General features: G+C 73.0%; 15 protein-coding genes and 1 pseudogene. 6 read left to right on the top strand and 10 right to left on the bottom strand.

From position 1 onward, the window contains the following. The first annotated feature begins 32 nt into the window (after positions 1-32). A complete protein-coding gene (locus tag AB0G35_RS27485; protein ID WP_360954963.1) occupies positions 33-1,364 on the top strand; it encodes a PLP-dependent aminotransferase family protein in 1,332 nt (443 codons plus the stop codon). A 96-nt stretch (positions 1,365-1,460) separates the two neighbouring features. On the opposite strand, the gene AB0G35_RS27480 is transcribed toward AB0G35_RS27485, so the two are convergent. Further along, positions 1,461-1,760: a hypothetical protein gene (locus AB0G35_RS27480; RefSeq protein ID WP_360954960.1), complete on the bottom strand. Its 300-nt coding sequence runs from the start codon at positions 1,758-1,760 to the stop codon at positions 1,461-1,463. A gap of 373 nt (positions 1,761-2,133) precedes the next feature. Continuing rightward, complete coding sequence (locus AB0G35_RS27475; protein WP_360954957.1) at positions 2,134-3,267, bottom strand: glutathione S-transferase C-terminal domain-containing protein; 1,134 nt, start codon at positions 3,265-3,267, stop codon at positions 2,134-2,136. Between the two features lie 384 nt (positions 3,268-3,651). Here AB0G35_RS27475 and AB0G35_RS27470 point away from each other — a divergent pair, with 384 nt between their 5' ends. Beyond that, a complete protein-coding gene (locus AB0G35_RS27470; RefSeq protein ID WP_360954954.1) occupies positions 3,652-4,551 on the top strand; it encodes a hypothetical protein in 900 nt (299 codons plus the stop codon). Positions 4,552-4,814: 263 nt separating this feature from the next. Here AB0G35_RS27470 and ligD read toward each other — a convergent pair whose 3' ends face one another. Both ligD and AB0G35_RS27460 read right to left on the bottom strand, forming a co-directional pair. Then, positions 4,815-5,786 carry a non-homologous end-joining DNA ligase gene (gene ligD, locus AB0G35_RS27465; protein WP_360954951.1) on the bottom strand — a complete coding sequence of 324 codons (972 nt, stop codon included), beginning with the start codon at positions 5,784-5,786 and terminating at the stop codon, positions 4,815-4,817. A 236-nt stretch (positions 5,787-6,022) separates the two neighbouring features. Continuing rightward, the gene (locus AB0G35_RS27460) at positions 6,023-6,649 is read right to left on the bottom strand and encodes a class I SAM-dependent methyltransferase (RefSeq protein WP_360954948.1); all 627 of its coding nucleotides are present in this window, start codon (positions 6,647-6,649) and stop codon (positions 6,023-6,025) included. Positions 6,650-6,907: 258 nt separating this feature from the next. Between AB0G35_RS27460 and AB0G35_RS27455 the strand changes: the two genes are divergently transcribed. Beyond that, entirely contained in the window at positions 6,908-7,645 is a 738-nt protein-coding gene (locus tag AB0G35_RS27455; RefSeq protein ID WP_360954945.1) for an SDR family oxidoreductase, read from the top strand. A 220-nt stretch (positions 7,646-7,865) separates the two neighbouring features. Here the strand turns inward: AB0G35_RS27455 and AB0G35_RS27450 are convergent, their stop codons facing one another. The 3 genes and pseudogenes from AB0G35_RS27450 to AB0G35_RS27440 form a co-directional block, all read right to left on the bottom strand. Next, positions 7,866-8,717, bottom strand: coding sequence for a polysaccharide deacetylase family protein (locus AB0G35_RS27450; RefSeq protein WP_360954942.1), 852 nt, complete (start codon positions 8,715-8,717; stop codon positions 7,866-7,868). Between the two features lie 162 nt (positions 8,718-8,879). Beyond that, positions 8,880-9,116: pseudogene (locus AB0G35_RS27445) on the bottom strand (ionic transporter y4hA); the annotation flags it as partial. Positions 9,117-9,370: 254 nt separating this feature from the next. Continuing rightward, positions 9,371-10,114 (bottom strand): hypothetical protein, encoded by a 744-nt coding sequence (locus AB0G35_RS27440; protein WP_360954939.1) that lies wholly within the window; start codon positions 10,112-10,114, stop codon positions 9,371-9,373. 307 nt (positions 10,115-10,421) lie between these two features. Between AB0G35_RS27440 and AB0G35_RS27435 the strand changes: the two genes are divergently transcribed. Next, complete coding sequence (locus tag AB0G35_RS27435; protein WP_360954936.1) at positions 10,422-11,918, top strand: amidase; 1,497 nt, start codon at positions 10,422-10,424, stop codon at positions 11,916-11,918. Here AB0G35_RS27435 and AB0G35_RS27430 read toward each other — a convergent pair. From AB0G35_RS27430 to AB0G35_RS27420, 3 genes are all read right to left on the bottom strand, one after another. Further along, positions 11,902-12,456 (bottom strand): isochorismatase family protein, encoded by a 555-nt coding sequence (locus tag AB0G35_RS27430; protein WP_360954933.1) that lies wholly within the window; start codon positions 12,454-12,456, stop codon positions 11,902-11,904. The two genes, AB0G35_RS27435 and AB0G35_RS27430, sit on opposite strands and share 17 nt — an antisense overlap. A gap of 86 nt (positions 12,457-12,542) precedes the next feature. Continuing rightward, positions 12,543-14,051, bottom strand: coding sequence for an MFS transporter (locus AB0G35_RS27425; protein WP_360954930.1), 1,509 nt, complete (start codon positions 14,049-14,051; stop codon positions 12,543-12,545). Then, the gene (locus tag AB0G35_RS27420) at positions 14,048-14,479 is read right to left on the bottom strand and encodes a MarR family transcriptional regulator (protein WP_360954927.1); all 432 of its coding nucleotides are present in this window, start codon (positions 14,477-14,479) and stop codon (positions 14,048-14,050) included. Before AB0G35_RS27420 ends, AB0G35_RS27425 begins: the two co-directional genes overlap by 4 nt. A 180-nt stretch (positions 14,480-14,659) precedes the next feature. Here AB0G35_RS27420 and AB0G35_RS27415 point away from each other — a divergent pair, with 180 nt between their 5' ends. Together AB0G35_RS27415 and AB0G35_RS27410 are read left to right on the top strand one after the other, a co-directional pair. Beyond that, positions 14,660-15,502, top strand: coding sequence for a nitrilase-related carbon-nitrogen hydrolase (locus AB0G35_RS27415; RefSeq protein WP_360954924.1), 843 nt, complete (start codon positions 14,660-14,662; stop codon positions 15,500-15,502). After that, entirely contained in the window at positions 15,499-16,800 is a 1,302-nt protein-coding gene (locus AB0G35_RS27410) for an aspartate aminotransferase family protein (protein WP_360954921.1), read from the top strand. The genes AB0G35_RS27415 and AB0G35_RS27410 overlap by 4 nt, the downstream gene beginning before the upstream one ends. Positions 16,801-16,975: the final 175 nt, after the last annotated feature.

Here is a 16,975-nt window from a genome sequence, read left to right as displayed (position 1 = left end):
GGAAGACGGGAAAGAAGATGGGAAAGGTGACGATGGACGACTATCGAGTGTTGGCGGACGGGTTGGCGGCGGACATCGCGGCGGGGCGGCTGCGGCCCGGTGAGCGGTTGCCGCCGTTGCGGCGGTTCGCCAGGGATCGGCGGATCGCCAGTTCCACCGCCGCCCGGGTGTACCGCGAACTGGGTCGGCGCGGCCTGACCGTCGGCGAGGTCGGCCGCGGCACCTACGTCCGTACCGCCGTACCGCGCGCCGAAGCCGCCCTGGCCGAGCCGGCGGAGGCCCGGATCGACCTGGAGCTCAACTTCCCGGTCCTGCCCGACCATCCCGCGCTGCTCGCGAAGAGCTTGGAACGCCTGGTGCGCCCCGAGGCCCTGGCCGCTGCGCTCCGTCCGGTGGGTCCGGTCGGTACGGCCGCGGCGCGGCAGGTTGCGGCCGCCCATCTCGCCCGGGGCGACTGGGCCCCGGGACCCGGCCAGTTGCTCTTCGCGGGCAACGGGCGGCAGGCGATCGCCGCAGCGATCGCCGGGCTGGTGCCGGCCGGTGAACGGCTGGGCGTCGAAGCGCTGACGTACCCCGTGGTCAAGGGCATCGCGGCCCGGCTGGGCATCACCCTCGTCCCGCTCGCCATGGACGAGCACGGTCTGGCGCCTGCCGCGGTCCGGGCCGCCGCCCCGCTGCGTGCCGTCTACCTCCAGCCGGCGCTGCACAACCCGCTCGGCATCACGATGCCCGACCCGCGACGGCGTGAACTGGCCGATGTCGCACGGGAGTTGGACCTGAAGATCGTCGAGGATGCGATCTACGGTTTCCTCCGCCCCGACCTCCCGCCGCTGGCGGCCCTGGCGCCGGAGCGCACCGTGGTGATCGACAGCCTGTCCAAGAGGCTGGCGCCCGGCCTGTCCCTGGGATTCCTCACGGCCCCCGAGGGCCTCACCCGCGAACTGGCCGCCGCTCTCCGGTCAGGGACCTGGACCGCGTCCGGCTTCGCGCTGGAGGCGGCCACCGGCTGGATGGCCGACGGCACCGCGGCGGCGCTCGAAGAGGCCAAGCGCACCGATGCGGCCGACCGCCAGCGGATCGTCACCGAGCGGCTGGCCGGCTTCCGGATCCGGGCCGATCCGCAGGCCTACCACTGCTGGTGGGACCTGCCGGAGCCGTGGCGGGCCGACACCTTCGTCGCGGCCGCAGCACGCCGCGGGATCGCCGTCACTCCGGCCGGAGCGTTCGCCGTCGGTACGGGGCACGCTCCCAATGCCGTACGCCTGGCGCTCGCCTCTCCGCCGTTCGACGCCCTGGCCGAGGCGCTCGACGTACTGGCCGGACTGGCCCGGGGTGCACCGGAGGACAGCGGTCCGGCGGAGTGAGCGGACGGCTGGGACGGCTGGGACACGTAGGACGGGTGGGCTGGATGGGCCGTCGGGGCGTCGGGGCGGTCGCCGGGGCCGCCCCGGCCCCTTGGCTCAGGTGCCGCTCATCATGTCCGCGAGACCGGTGCGGAGATCGTCGGCGCTCATCACCGGCTGCAGCGAGACCTTCGCATTCAGGTCCATGAAGAACGATTCGAGCAGCGGCGGCATCTGGGAGGACTGCTGCATGTCGAAATAGAAGAAGCAGGTGCGGTCGCCTTCTTCGAGGGTGAAGTACGCCGCCTCCGGCTGCAGGGCGGCGAACGCCGCATCCAAGATCTTCGACAGGTCGCCGTTCCTGAATATCGCGTTGCCTGCCTCGGTCGGTATCCGGGCCTTCAGGACCATCCTCATCGGACTCACTCCTTGGCTGACTTTGGAGTCCCGTCTGGGCCTGTACCTCTGTCTGTCCCTGTGTGTTCGTCTGTTCCTGTGCTCCTCAGGGGCTGTATTTCCCCAGAGGCCGGTGTCTCCCAGGGGCCGGTATTTCCCAGGGGCCGGTATCTCCCAGGGCTCCTGTTTGTTTCAGCGTCTCACGGCGTGGCTCGGCGGTCAGGCCAGGCAGGCAGCCACCCGGGCAGACAGGCAGACAGTCAGGCAGGCAGGTCCAGGTCGACGGCCAGGCAGGCAGGTAGGCAGGTCGATGGCCAAGCAAGCGGTCAGGCAGCTCGACGGCCGGGCCTGTGGCCGGGACCCGGGACCTGGGGCCCAGGCCCCACGGCCGCAGTCAGTGCAGCGGCTCGGGGCGGCCGGTGGGCGGCACTTCCTCGGCCGGCGGCACCGGACCCGGTGGCGTGCCGTCGCCGAACGGGCGGCCGCCCAACTCCTCGCGGTGGTGCGGGTCCAGCCAGCCGGACAGGTCCGGGCCGACCGGGACCAGGCCGGCCGGATTGATGCCCGTGTGCACCCGGTAGTAGTGCTGCTTGATGTGGTGGAAGTCGACGGTGTCGCCGAAGCCCGGGGTCTGGAACAGGTCCCTGGCGTACGCCCACAGGACCGGGTCCTCGGCCAGCTTGAAGCCGTTGCACTTGAAGTGGCCGTGGTAGACGGCGTCGAAGCGGACCAGTGTGGTGAACAGCCGGATGTCGGCCTCGGTGATCGTGTCGCCCACGAGGTAGCGGCGGTCCGAAAGCCGCCGGGAGAGCAGGTCCAGGCGGCGGAAGAGATCATGGAAGGCGGACTCGTACTCGCTCTGCCCGGTGGCGAATCCGGCGCGGTAGACCCCGTTGTTGACGTCGCGGTAGACGCCCGCCATGACCACGTCGATCTCCTCGCGCAGCGGCTCCGGGTACAGATCCGGCGCCCCGGGCCGGTGGAGCGCCGTCCATTCCGTGGCGAAGTCCAGGGTGATCTGCTGGAAGTCGTTGGTGACCAGCTGACCGCTGGGGATGTCCACGATGGCGGGCACGCTGACCCCGCCGGGGTAGTCCTTCTCGCGGGCGTCGTACGCCTCGCTGAGGTAGCGGATGCCCAGCACGGGGTCGCGGCCGTCCGGGTCCAGGGTGAAGCGCCAGCTGCGGTCGTCCTGGATGGGGTCGGCGATGGCGAGCGAGAGTGCGTCCTCCAGGCCGAGCAGCCGACGGGAGATCACGGCACGGCTCGCCCATGGGCAGGCGCGGCTGGCCACCAGCCGGTAGCGGCCGGCCTCTACCGGCCATCCGTCGCGGCCGTCCGCCGTGATGCGGTCCGCGAAGTGGCTCTTGGAGCGCTTGAAGGGCTTACTGCCGTACGCGGCGTTGCCGTCGCCCTTGGTGCTGCCATCGCCCCGGGCGCCGCCGTTTCCGTTGCCACTCCCCTTGCCGTTCCCGCTTCCCTTGCCGTTGCTGCTTCCTTTGCCGTTCTCACTTCCCTTGCCGGGCATCACCGGCTCCTTCCGTCTGCGATGACGCGGACCCTCGGGTCTCACCCACTCAGGTCTCATCCACCCCCTGTTCTCCATCGTGTGCCCTCCGGGTCCGAACCTCATGGCGAGGGATCCCGGGCGGCCCTTACGGCATACCAAGCCCATGCGGGCATACCAAGCCCATGCGGGCATACCGAACCCGTACGGGCATACCAAACCCATGCCGGCGCACCTGACCCGTGCCGGCATTCCGGATCCTTGCCGGGGTCGGGTCCCCTGCGGGCAGGCCGGGTGTCTCGCGGTGGGCTTGCGTGGGAATTCCGCCGGAATGCGGGATGGAAGGTGAGAGAGGTGTCCTACCGGACCTGTTCAGTAACCCGGAGCACTGCCTACCATCGCCCGATGATCAAGAAAGCATTCAGCGTCGCCCTGGTGGGCGCCGCACTCCTGGCACCGTCCGCGACGGCTGGCGCGGCGCAGGGTTGGCAGCGCGTCGGGGACGGCATCACGGCCGGTCTCAGCGGCATCGTGGTCGACGGCCGGCACGGCGACACGGTGGACACCCTCGCCGTCCGTGACAACAAGAAGCCCGGTGAGAACCGCCTGGTCGCGGTCGCCTACCGCCCCGGCACCGCCCCCCGGGTGACCCCCGTGACCTGGCGCGGCACCCTGCCCGTCGACCTGGAGGCGATCGACGCCGTACCGGGCCGGGCCCATGAGTACGTGGCCCTGGCGAGCGACGGAACGGCGTACCGCATACGCCGCGAGAGCAGCACCGTCCGGGTACTGCGCGCCTTCCGGCTGCCCGGTGTTTCGTCGGACGGAAAGTACGAAGGATTCGCGCTCGCCGCCGTCGGACACGGGAAAATAGCCGCGGTCTGGGCGGACCGGGGAAGCAGTGAGCACCCCGGGAAACTCACCGCGGCGGAATGGAACCCGGACACCAACGCGTTCGGCTCCCGGGATTCCGCGAAATTCCGGGCGCCGTACCCCAAGAAGGACGTTCGCCATATCTCCGACGTGAAGCTCTCCGCCGACGGCGCGCTCACCGTGTCGTCCACGTCGGACCCGGGTGACGACGGGCCCTTCGACTCCGCGCTCTACGCCGCCGGGCGCCTCTCCGTCGGCAAGCACGGCGTCGTCCGGCTGAAGGTCTCCGACGCACCGAAGCGGCTCGCCACCTTCTCCGGGCACAAGATAGAGGCGCTGGCCTGTCTGCCGAAGTCCCACAAGGGCATCCTGGGCTCGGACGACGAGAACGCCGGCGGCTCGATCACCGAGGCGTCGTTCTGCCACCGGTGACGGGCCCCTTCTGCGGTCCGTAACGAGTTCCTTCTGCGGTCCGGTCCGGAACAGGGTTCCTTCTGCGGTCCGTAACGCGTTTTTCTACGGTCTGGAACAGGGTTCCGCCGTGCGTGCCAGGTTCCGCTCTGCGGGACATGGCGCGCCGTGCGTGATGGTGTCAACGGGGCAGCCGTCCCTGCCCCCTTTCCCTTCCCCTTTCCCTCCCTATCCCCCTCCCCCTCCCACGCCTGCGTATCCCCAGACCTTCACGCCCCCTCCCCTCACCCCAGGTGGGTCAGGTCCGGCCGCAGTCGGTGCCAGATCGGGTGGCGCAGCCGGCCGGCCGAGGTCCAGCCGCTGAAGGCGATCTCGGCGACGAGCCGGGGCTCGGCCCAGTGGGCGCCCGATGCGTCCACCGGGTTGACGAACGGGGAGCGGTCGAGCGGGATCACCCCCAGGTACTGCGCCAGTTCGTGGCGCTCCCGGTCGGACAGCCCCGAGCCGACCGAGCCGACGTACCGCAGCCCGGACGGTTCCGCTACCCCCGCGAGCACGGACCCCGGCAGTCCGGCCAGCGTGCCGTGCCCCTCCAGCCAGCCGCCGATGACCACGTCGAGGGTCTGCAGGTGCTTGGTCTTGCGCCACTCGGGTGACCGGACCCCGGGCAGGTACAGGGAGGTGAGCCGCTTGGCCACCACCCCTTCGAGCCCGCCCTGCAGCGAGGCCTCCCACGCCTGCTGAGCGTGACCCTCCACATGGCCGGGCACCGACCAGTTGGGGCCGCGCAGCCCCAGCCCGGCCAGTGCGGTGCGGCGCTCGAAGTACGGTGCGCCCAGCAGCGAGCCTTCCAGGTACATCAGGTCGAAGATGACCAGGTGCACCGGATGCTCCATGGCCAACCGGGCGGTGCGGCGCGGATTCGTCACGCCCATCCGGCGCTGCAGCAGCCCGAAGTCCGGCCGTCCGCGCGCATCGAGGACCACGACCTCACCGTCCAGCACCGCAATCCGGCCCTGCAACTGCGCCCCGAGCGGCGCCAGCTCCGGATACGTCGTCGTGGCGTCGTTGCCCGCCCGGGTGACCAGCCGGATCGTGCCGTCACCCGGGGTGTTGATGATGCACCGCGCGCCGTCCCATTTGGCCTCGAACGCCCAGGCCGTCTCCTCGTGCGGGGCGGGCAGCGGCCCGACCGCGGCCAGCATCGGCTGGATCACGGGGTACGGGGCCGGGCCGTGCCCGGTGGAGGGGGCCATGGTTCGATGATCGGCCGCCGGGCGGGGGTTCGCAGATCGACGCCCGGCCGCCGCCGAGAGGCCCTCCGCCCGTACGCCGAACCAGCCGCCCGGACCGGCCCCCTGCCTCAGCCGTCCGCACCGTCCCCTCCGCTCAGTCGTCCGGACCGGCCCCCGCCTCAGCCGCCCGGACCGCCCCCTCCGCTCAGCCGTCCGGACCGGCCCCCGCCTTAGTCATTGGGACCGGCCCCCCCGCCTCAGCCGTCCGGCCGGCGGAAGACCAGCAGATAGCGCCAGAAGAGCAGCCGACGGATGTGGCACCCGGGGAGCAGCTCCGCCGCCTCCCGGCGGATCCGGGCGAGTGGCACGGTCGGCGGGGCGGTCGGCGCCCCTGCCGAGGCCGCCGTACCGGACGGCCGGAGCGCCTCCGCCGCACCCACGGCGAGCCGGGCGGCGGCGTTCACCGGAACGGCGGCCAGGCTCCAGGCGTAGTCGGCCGGCGACCGCTCCGGATAGCAGCCGAGGACGGCCAGCACACCACCCGGCGCGAGCGCCGCCCGCAGCGCGCTCACGGTCTCGAAGGGCATGTGGTGCAGGCTCGCCAGGCAGGAGATGAAGTCGTAGTGACCGTGCGGGAGTTGGAGTCGGGACGCGTCCGCCTGCTGGTAGCACGGCTGCGTCGCGCCGGGCGTTCCCGTGGACGCGGCGCGGGCCCGGGCGAGGGCCTCGGCCGACGGATCGACCGCATGCACATCGATGCCCCGCGCGGCCAGCCGCCGCGCGAACCGCCCGGTGCCGCACCCGACGTCGAGCGCCGTACGGCAGCGCGGCGGCAGCTGCCGTAACAGCAGCCGGTGGTAGTGGTCGTTGTGATCGAACGGCATGGGGAGACTGTACGGAAGGCCGCGCCCGGCAGGCGCCGCCGCCGCCGTCTCCCCCTGGCGCGCATGCCACCCCCTGGCGCGCATGCCACCCCCGGAACGCGAGGGGCGCATGCCCCCAGACCACGCATGCCCCCCCGGGCGCAGGCCGCTCCCCGTGACGCGGTCGGCCCCCGACCACCCCCGGCCCTCGCCCAGCTCCCTAAGATCGTTTGCGGTATGCCGAGAGGCGTGGACCGAGCGAGCGACGGAGGGGTGCCGATGAGTCGGGGAGTGCTGGTCACGGGGGCCTCGCGGGGGATCGGGCAGGCGGTGGCCGAGCGGTTCGCCGCGAGCGGGGACCGGATCGCGCTGCATTACGCGTCCCGGCGCGAGGCGGCGGAGGAGGCCTTCGCCGGGCTTGCGGGGAGCGGGCATGTGCTGGTGCACGGGGACGTGAGCACGCCGGAGGGGGCCGAGGCGGTGGTGGCGGCCGCCGTGAAGGGGCTCGGCGGCGTCGACGTGCTGGTCAACAACGCGGCGGCGAACGAGGCGCATCCGCTGGACCGCACCTCGTTCGAGGACTGGCAGCGGGCCTGGCGGCGGATCGTGGACGTGAACCTGCTCGGCGCGGCGCATGTGAGCTACTGCGCGGCGCGGAACATGATCGAGCGCGAGGTGGAGGGCCGGATCGTCAGCATCGGCTCGCGCGGCGCGTACCGCGGCGAGCCGGACCACCCGGCGTACGGCGCGACGAAGGCGGCGCTGCATGCGATGGGCCAGTCGCTGGCGGTGCACCTCGCGCCGTACGGGATCGCGGTGGCGTCGGTGGCGCCGGGCTTCGTGACCACCGAGCGGGTCGCGGACCGGCTGACGGCGGAGGTGCGGCAGCAGAGCCCGTTCGGGCGGGTCGCCGCGCCCTCGGACGTGGCGTCGGCGGTCCACTACCTCGCCTCACCGGAGGCGGTCTGGTCCTCGGGGGCCGTACTGGATGTGAACGGTGCCTCGCATCTGAGGTGAGCCGGGAAAAGGGGAAGCCCCGGCCGAACGGGGGAATTCGGCCGGGGCAGCTTTGGGGGAGGGCGCTCGGCGCCGCTTCCAATTGAACGATAAATCACTCACCGGAGCAATACGCTGCGGAGTGACCGTTCTCACCCTTTGATGCCTTTTTGTGATCGTGTGGTGACGTGCCCGAGCTCTCCCGCCGCCGGCGGCGGGAGGCGCGCCTCCGTCCACGGTCTCACGGCTCGATCCGGGCCGGCCGGTAGCCGTCGGCCATCAGGTGCGGCAGATACCGGTCCAGCGCGTCGACGGTCTGGCTGCGCTCGCCGCCGCCGTCGTGCGAGAGCACGATCGCGCCCGGGCGGATCTCCGCCATGACCGCGTCGGTGATGCCGTCCACCCCCGGTTCCGTCCAGTCCCGCGAGTCGATCGCCCAGCCGACCGGCGACATGCCCAGCTCGTTGCAGATGCTCAGCGAGGGGTCGTCCCAGGCGCCGTACGGGGCCCGGGCCAGATTCGGGGCGGTGCCCAGGACGTCGTCGATCAGGCTGCTGGTGCGGCCGAGTTCGCTGCGTACCGCGCCCGGCGGCAGCTTGGTGAGCTGCGGATGGGTCCAGGTGTGGTTGCCGACGGCATGGCCGTCGTCGGCGATGTCCTGCAGCAGCTCGGGGAAGGCGTCGGCGTTCTCCCCGATGACGAAGAAGGTCGCCCGGGCGCCGTTGCGGCGCAGGACCCGCAGGATCTCCGGGGTGTAGCGGGGGTGCGGGCCGTCGTCGAAGGTCAGGAAGATCTCCCGGCGGCCGGTGCCGAGCGTGTGGGCGACGTCCGGGTGCGGAGGTGAGGCCCCCGGCCCCGAGAGCGAGGTCTCGCCAGCCATGGGGCGCAGCCGGTACGCCTCCGAGGGGTGCGCCGGACCGGGGTAGCGGGGGGTGTCGTGGGGTGGCGGCCGGTGCCGGTCCGGCCGGCCCGCGGCCGCCTCCGGCGTGCCGTCCTGGGGCGGGAAGAAGAAGCGGCCGGCGGAGAGCGCACCCACCGCGAGCGCGGCCTGCAGCAACCTCCGCCTCGTATGGGGGTGATGGTCCGATGGCATCCTTCAGGTGCTCTCATGCCGGTTTCGGCGCGAGCGGGAGCGACACCGGGGGCGGCGGGTTCCGTACCCGATCGGCGGGCCGGCGCCGGGCGTTTGCCCCAGGGGCGCGGAGCGCGTCGCCCCAGGGCCCGGCACCGGCGGAAGCGGGGCGCCCGGACCGTTCTACGGACTGAGCGCCAGCACGATGTACGCGGCCAGCAGGGTGAGATGGACGCCGCCCTGAAGAGGGGTGGCGCGGCCGGGGACGACCGTCAGGGTGCCCACGATCACGGTCAGCGCGAACAGCACCGTATGGCTGGCGCCCAGGCCCAGGCCCAGGCCCAGCGGCACCGGCAGCCAGACCGTGGCCAGCGCGGCCGCGGGGATGGTCGGGCCGATGCCGGCCATCGCCGAGCCAAGCCGTCGTCCAGTGCGGGACGGGCGAACGGAGAGAGGCGAGCACGCCGATGAGCTTCGCAGATGAGCCGGACGATTCCCAGCAAAAGTCCTGCGCTCCGGCCACCCGTCACACCGAGCTCAGACCCGGGCTGCCCGGGACTCGGACCGCCGGTCGCACTGCGCTCCGGCCGCCCGTCACACCGAGCTCAGACCCGGGGCCGCCCCGCACCCGGACCGCCGGTCGCACCGCGCTCCGGCCGACCGCCGTACCGCTCTCAGGCCGCCGCCCGGTGCCCCTTCGGCTCCGCCGGTGCGGTCGCGGCCTTGGTGACGTCCGCGACCAGCTCGACCACGTCCGGCCCGTACGCCTGCGAGTTGACCACCTTCAGCAGCAGGCAGAACTGGCCGTCGGCACCGTGCCGGCGCGCCAGCCGCGCCCGGTTGCGGACGAGATGGCGGACCGCGGCCCGGTGGGTGACCGGACGCTGCCCGGCCGCCAGGAACACCGGACGGCCGCCCTCACCCGCCGTCAGACGGGCCAGCAGCACGTACTCCACCGTCCCGGGCTCCACCCGGTACGCCGTACCGCCGATCGTGAAGGTGCCCCGGCCGGCCCCCGACTCGTCGCCCGGATGCACCGCGACCCCCGGCAGCAGACTGGCCACATGGGCCGCCAGCCGACGGTGCGCGGTGGGGTCGCCCACGCAGAACTCGGTGCGCGCCCCGAACCCCTGGAGCCCGGTGTCGTGCGGGGCCACCTCCGGGTGCGCACCGCAGTTCTCGATCACCGCGGCCAGGCCCAGCAGCGCCAGCGCGTCATGGCGCGGGATGGACCAGTGGGGCGAGGAACTGTCGCGGTGGGTGACCAGTACGCACTCCGAACCGCCCGGCAGCCCGAAGAAGCTCTGTTCGCGGGCCAGCTTCCGGCGGGCCGCGGCCGCTTGGCCGGCCCAGCCCGCCACCAGCCCCACGACGAGGGCCGCGGCCGCCACGGTCAGGAGCAGCAGGGTGTCATCCATGGCCGGGGAGCGTAGCGGCTGCCCGGCCGGGTGTTCGAGGGCGGGGCACCGGACGGCCGCGGAAAGCGCCTCCGACGGCCCGCCCCCCGGCCCGTCGCAACGCCACCGCCCGGCCCGACGTACGCCACCGCCCGTGACGCCCGCCGGATGTCCGGAACGTGACGTCACCGCCCTCCCGCGGCCGCTGTGTGCCGTCCGTGTGTCGTCGATGTACCGTCCCGCGCGGCGACGTTGATGGTCGCCGCGGCGCCGATTAGCCTCCTGGGACCGTTCGTTCGAATGGGCGGTCCCAGGGAGGGCACGCAGCGTGAGCGTTGACGAGAGCCAGGAGAGTGCGACCGGCGCCCCGGCCCGGCACACCGGGACCGCGGCCGGGGAGCTGGAGGGACTCGCCGAGCAGTCCCGGGCGCTGGCCGACGGCAGCGTGACCTCCACCGCGCTGGTCCGGCGCTCCCTGGAGCGCATCGAGGCCACCCAGGGCACCGTCAACGCCTTCCGGCGGGTACGTGCCGAGGCCGCGCTCGCGGAGGCCGCCGATGCCGACCGCAGACTCGCCGCCGGCGAGCGGCTGCCGCTGCTCGGCGTGCCGGTCGCCGTCAAGGACGACACCGACGTGGCGGGCGAGCCGACCGCGTTCGGCTGCGCCGGTGAATTCCCGCCGAAGGAACGCGACTCGGAGGTGGTCCGGCGGCTGCGCGCGGCCGGCGCGATCATCGTCGGCAAGACCAACGCCTGCGAACTGGGCCAGTGGCCGTTCACCGAGGGCCCGGCCTTCGGCAACACCTGCAACCCCTGGAACCTCGCACACACCCCGGGCGGCTCCTCCGGCGGCTCGGCCGCCGCGGTCGCCGCCGGCCTGGTGGCCGCGGCCCTCGGCACCGACGGCGCCGGCTCGGTACGGATCCCCGCCGCCTGGTCCCACCTCGTCGGCATCAAACCCCAGCGCGGCCGCATCTCCACCTGGCCGGACCCGGAGGCGTTCCAGGGGATCACCGGCATCGGCCCGCTCGCCCGCACGGTCGAGGACGCGGCACTGCTGCTGGACGTGGCCGCCGGCAACCACGCCGGCGACCTGCACCGCCCGCCCGCCATCGCGGCCCACGAAGCGGTCCGCCGCGACCCGGGCCGGCTGCGGATCGCGCTGTCCTGGAAGGCGGCCACCACCTTCACCCGCAAACCGCTGCACCCCGACGTCCGGGCGGCGGTGACCGACGTGGCCCGCGCCCTGGTCCGGCTCGGCCACTTCGTCGAGGAGGCCGAGCCGGACTACGGGCTGGTGGGGCTGGCCTTCGTCCCGCGGGCCACGGTCGGAGTGGGGGAGTGGGCCGCCCGGGTCCCGGACCGCTCCCTGCTGGACCGCCGGACGCGGGGGTCGGCGCGGCTGGGCCGGCTGCTGAGCGGCCCCGTACTGCGCCGCGCCCGCGCCGCCGAGAAGCACCAACAGCAGCGCATCGGCGCCCTGTTCGGCCGCTACGACGTCCTGCTGACGCCCACCACGGCGACCCCGCCGCCGCGCATCGGCACCCTCGCCAAGATGAACGGCTGGCGCACGGATCAGGCCATGATCGCGGCCTGCCCGTACGCCTGGCCGTGGAACGTCCTCGGCTGGCCGGGCGTGAGCGTACCGGCCGGGTTCAGCGCGAACGGTCTGCCGCTGGGCGCCCAGCTCCTCGGCCCGGCCCACGGCGAGCCGCGGCTGATCTCGCTGGCCGCCCAGCTCGAAGCCGAACTGCGCTGGTACGAGCACCGGCCGCCCGCCCACCCGGCCCGGATCGACGGCGCCGTGGTCAGCCGAGGAGCGTGAGGACCGCCTCGGTGGTGCCGGTCTCGCCCAGCCGCGGGAAGACCTTCTCCAGGCTGTTGCGGTGCGCCGCCTCGTCCAGGTCCGCCATGGCGTCGGTGACCAGGGTGACGTGGTAGCCGTGCTCGTGCGCGGCGCGGGCGGTGGACTCCACACCGATGCTGGTGGCGATGCCGGCCAGCACGATCTGGGTCACCCCGCGGTCGCGCAGCTCCCGGTCCAGCCCGGTGCCGTGGAATGCGCCCCACCGCTGCTTGCTGACGGTGAGGTCACCGGGCCGCCGGTCCAGTTCGGGCACCAGCTCCGCCCAGTCGGCCGGCGGCGTACCGCCACCCGTCGGGAACTCCGTACGGCCGGGCGCACCACCGGTGACGTTCACCAGGACGACCGGCAGCTCGCGGGCGCGGAACGCGGCGGCCAGCCGGGCGGCCCGCCCGACGACGTCGGCGGCGGGCAGCGGGACGGTGGGCAGCCCGGTGATCCCCTTCTGCAGATCGATCAGGACCAGGGCGGTCTTCGGGTCGAGAGTGGTGACGGGCATGACGCTCCTTGGGCGTGGGGGATGAGGACATGGGTGCGGTCGATGTGGTGCGAGCGCGGTGAGTGACCGGTGGCCGATGGCCGGATTCAGCCGTCGGCCGGGGTGGCGGCGCCGCGGCGCAGCGTGCGGTCGGCAACGGTCAGGACGAGCAGCAACAGGCCCAGCACGACGCCGATCAGGGCGATCCGGTGCAGCCCGGGGTCCGCGGCCCGCTGACCGTAGAGCAGCCCGATCAGGCCGGAGGCGGTGATCGCGCCGAGGTACTGGGCGGTGCGCTGCAGCCCGGCCGCCGCGCCCACGCCGTCGGCGGGTGCCTGGGCGTAGACCGCCGCCTGGTTGCCGGTCGACGCCAGGCCCTGCGGGATGCCGAAGAGCGCCCCCGCGCACAGCAGCACCGGCAGCGGACTGGCCCCCTGGAGCAGCAGGAAGACCGCGCTGCCAACGGTGAGACAGCCCGCGGCGACGGTCAGCGGCGCGCGGATCCCCTTCGTCCGGGCGCCCACGAGCGCGCAGACGGCGGCCGCGCCGGACATCGGCAGCATGACCAGCCCGGCGTGGAAGGCCGAGTAGCCGTGCGCCTCCTCCAGCCACTGGCTGAAGCCGTAGAGCACGCAGTAGACGACCAGGTACGTCAGCCCCTGCCGCAGATACGTCAGCACCAGCGCGCGGTTGCCGGCGAGCATCCGCAGATCGATGAACGGCTCCGGATGGCGCAGCTGCCACCACACCAGGACGCCACCCAGCGCGGCGGTCGGCACCAGCAGCGGCCACTGCGGGTCCTGCAGCCGCAGCAGGAAGAACATCGCGCAGGTCAGCGCGCCGGCGAACAGCCCGATACCCAGCGGGTCGAGCGCCCCGGCGCCGGCCGCCGTGCGGTCCGCGGCGCGCCCCTGGGCAGCGCCCCGTTCCCGGCCCCGTTCTCCGCCCCTTACAGCACTCCGCCGGCCGTCCGCCGGCAGCCAGGCCAGCGCACCCGCCCCGGCCAGCAGCGCCAACGGGACGTTGACCGCGAACACCGCGCGCCAGCCGGCCGTCGCGACCAGCAGTCCGCCGAGCGTGGGCCCGACCGCCGCACTGCCCAGCGCGGCCAGCGAGAGCCGCCCGAGCACGTACCGGGGCGTCGGCCGGCCCAGCCGGCGGGACTCGGCGCGCAGCAGGGCCATCGCCGCGGGATAGGCCGCCGCGGTACCGAGGCCGAGCACGGCCCGGGAGACGACCAGCAGGGTGAAGCCGGTCGCCAGCGCCCCGATCAGCCCCGCCGCGCAGACGGCCGCCATCCCGGCGAGGAACACCCGGCGCGGGCCGATCCGGTCGGCCAGCCGCCCCATGGCGGGCTGGCCCACCGCGCTGGAGAGGTAGAGCGCGGAGATGAGCCAGGCGGTGTCCGCGGCGCCTACGTGGAAGTCCTGGCCGATGGCCACCAACGAAGTGGCGATCATCGTCGAGTTGACGGGGTTGAGCAGCGAGCCGAGCAGCAGCGGTGTCATCAGCCGGGCGCCGAAGGCCCGGTCGTCCGGGCGCCCCGGCCCGGCGGTGCTGCTCGGCGCGTCCGCCGAGGGGGCGCCGGCTCTTCCTTTGGCGGCGGGATCGCTCATTCCTGCGTCAGCCGCCGTATCAGCCCGGTCGCCTCGGCCAGGGTCCGCCGCTCCTCCGGTGTCAGCCGGTCGGCGACGGCCACGGCGAGCCAGTGGTGCTTGGCCCGGCGTACCGCGTCGATCAGCCGGCGGCCTTCCTCGGTGAGCGAGAAGACCACCTGCCGGCCGTCCGTCGGATGCGGGCTGCGGGCGAGGACCCCCCGCTCCTCCAGTGCGCCGACGGTCACCCGCATCGACTGCGGCCGGACCAGCTCGGCGCGGGCCAGCGCCGCGATCGTGGCCGGCCCGTCGGTCTCGATGCGGGAGAGCACCGAACGCTGGGTGGGCGTGAACTCGCCGTCCGACGACGCGGCGCGCAACCGGCGCATCAGCTGGGAGACGGCGGCCCGCAGGTCCGTCGCCAGCCGCTCCTGGTCCATTTCCGACATACCCCCACCGTAGAGATCGACAGGCAAACTTGCAAGGTTGCCTGTCGAAATGGTCCGATCACCGCGGACGCGCCACGCAGGAGATGGTCTTGCCAGCGCCCATGGCGAGGCCTACGGTCACCTCCACACGCGTAGATCCCGCGTGGGCTGCAGGCTGACTTACGGACGAGGGAGCAGCTCATGGCCGATGTTGTGCGTGCCGCACTGGTCCAGGCGACCTGGACCGGCGACACCGAATCGATGATCGCGAAGCACGAGGAACACGCCCGGGCGGCGGCCGCGCAGGGCGCGAAGGTGATCGGCTTCCAGGAGGTCTTCAACGCTCCGTACTTCTGCCAGGTCCAGGAGCCCGAGCACTACCGCTGGGCCGAGCCGGTGCCCGACGGCCCGACCGTACGGCGCATGCAGGAACTCGCCCGCGAAACCGGCATGGTCATCGTCGTCCCGGTCTTCGAGGTCGAGCAGTCCGGCTTCTACTACAACACCGCGGCCGTCATCGACGCCGACGGCACGGTCCTGGGCAGCTACCGCAAGCACCACATCCCGCAGGTCAAGGGCTTCTGGGAGAAGTACTACTTCAAACCGGGCAACGCCGGCTGGCCGGTCTTCGACACCGCCGTCGGCAAGGTCGGCGTCTACATCTGCTACGACCGCCACTTCCCGGAGGGCTGGCGGCAGTTGGGCCTCAACGGCGCCCAGCTGGTCTACAACCCGTCCGCCACCTCCCGCGGCCTGTCCGCCTACCTGTGGAAGCTGGAGCAGCCCGCGGCCGCGGTCGCCAACGAGTACTTCATCGCGGCGATCAACCGGGTCGGCGTCGAGGAGTACGGCGACAACGACTTCTACGGCACCAGCTACTTCGTCGACCCGCGCGGCCAGTTCGTCGGCGAGGTCGCCAGCGACTCCAAGGAGGAACTGGTCGTCCGCGACCTGGACTTCGCCCTGATCGACGAGGTCCGCCAGCAGTGGGCGTTCTACCGCGACCGCCGCCCCGACGCGTACGAGGGGCTGGTGCAGCCGTGACCCACCACCCCCACGACGCGGCGGGCCTGCACGCCCGCCACCGGGCCGTCCTGCCCTCCTGGCTCAGCCTCTACTACGAGCGGCCCCTCGAACTCACCCACGGCGAGGGCCGCTACGTCTGGGACGCCGAGGGCAACCGCTACCTCGACTTCTTCGGCGGCATCCTCACCACCATGACGGCGCATGCGCTGCCCGAGGTCACCAAGGCCGTCAGCGAGCAGGCCGGCCGCATCATCCACACCTCGACGCTCTACCTCTCCCGGCCCATGGTCGAGCTGGCCGAGCGGATCGCGGCGCTCTCCGGCATCCCCGACGCCCGGGTCTTCTTCACCACCTCGGGGACCGAGGCCAACGACACCGCCCTGCTGCTGGCCACCAACTACCGCCGCTCCAACCAGATCCTGGCGATGCGCAACAGCTACCACGGCCGGTCCTTCTCGACCGTCGGCGTCACCGGGAACGCCAGCTGGTCCCCGACCAGCCTCTCGCCCCTCCAGACGCTCTACGTCCACGGCGGGGTGCGCAGCCGCGGCCCGTACGCCGGCCTGGACGACCGGGCGTACATCGCGGCCTGCGTCGCCGACCTGGAGGACATGCTCCAGCAGACGGCCGGCGGCGTCGCCGCGCTGATCGCCGAACCGGTCCAGGGCGTCGGCGGCTTCACCCTGCCGCCGGACGGCCTCTACGCCGCCTTCCGCGAGGTCCTGGACCGGCACGGCATCCTCTGGATCAGCGACGAGGTGCAGACCGGCTGGGGCCGCACCGGCGACCACTTCTGGGGCTGGCAGGCCCACGCGGACAACGGCCCGCCGGACCTGCTCACGTTCGCCAAGGGCATCGGCAACGGCATGTCCCTCGGCGGGGTGGTGGCCCGCGCCGAGGTGATGAACGCGCTGCCCGCCAACTCCATCTCCACCTTCGGCGGCAGCCCCGTCACGGTGGCCGCCGGCCTGGCCAACCTCACCTACCTCCTCGAACACGACCTCCAGGGCAACGCCCGGCGGGTCGGCGGCCTGCTCATCGAACGCCTACGGGCGGTCGCGGCCGGCCTCGACGTGGTACGCGAGGTACGCGGCCGGGGCCTGATGATCGGCATCGAGCTGGTCCGCCCCGGCACGGACACCCCGTCCCCCGAAGCAGCCACCCAGGTCCTGGAGGCCGCCCGCGAACGCGGCCTCCTGATCGGCAAGGGCGGCCAGGGCGGCGCGGCACTGCGGATCGCTCCACCGATGTCTTTGACGGTGGCCGAGGCCGAGGAAGGAGCGGAAGCCCTCGCGGTGGCACTACGGGCTGTTTGACGCCCCACGTCGTCGGCTGCCGCGCGGTTGCGCTTTGCGGCGCCGCGTACGTAGTTGGCTGTCCCGCCGTGGGGGTTTCTCGCCGTGGCTCCCCCACTGCCTGAAGGGCGTGGGAGGTGCCCCCAGCGGCGGGCTGGGGTTGTTGTGGGTGCGGTGACGGTCCTGCGGGGCCGGT

This window comes from Streptomyces sp. NPDC021749 (assembly GCF_040640655.1).
Lineage (GTDB): Bacteria > Actinomycetota > Actinomycetes > Streptomycetales > Streptomycetaceae > Streptomyces.
Note: the sequence above shows the minus strand (reverse complement) of the source record. Positions and strands in the feature narration are given on the sequence as shown.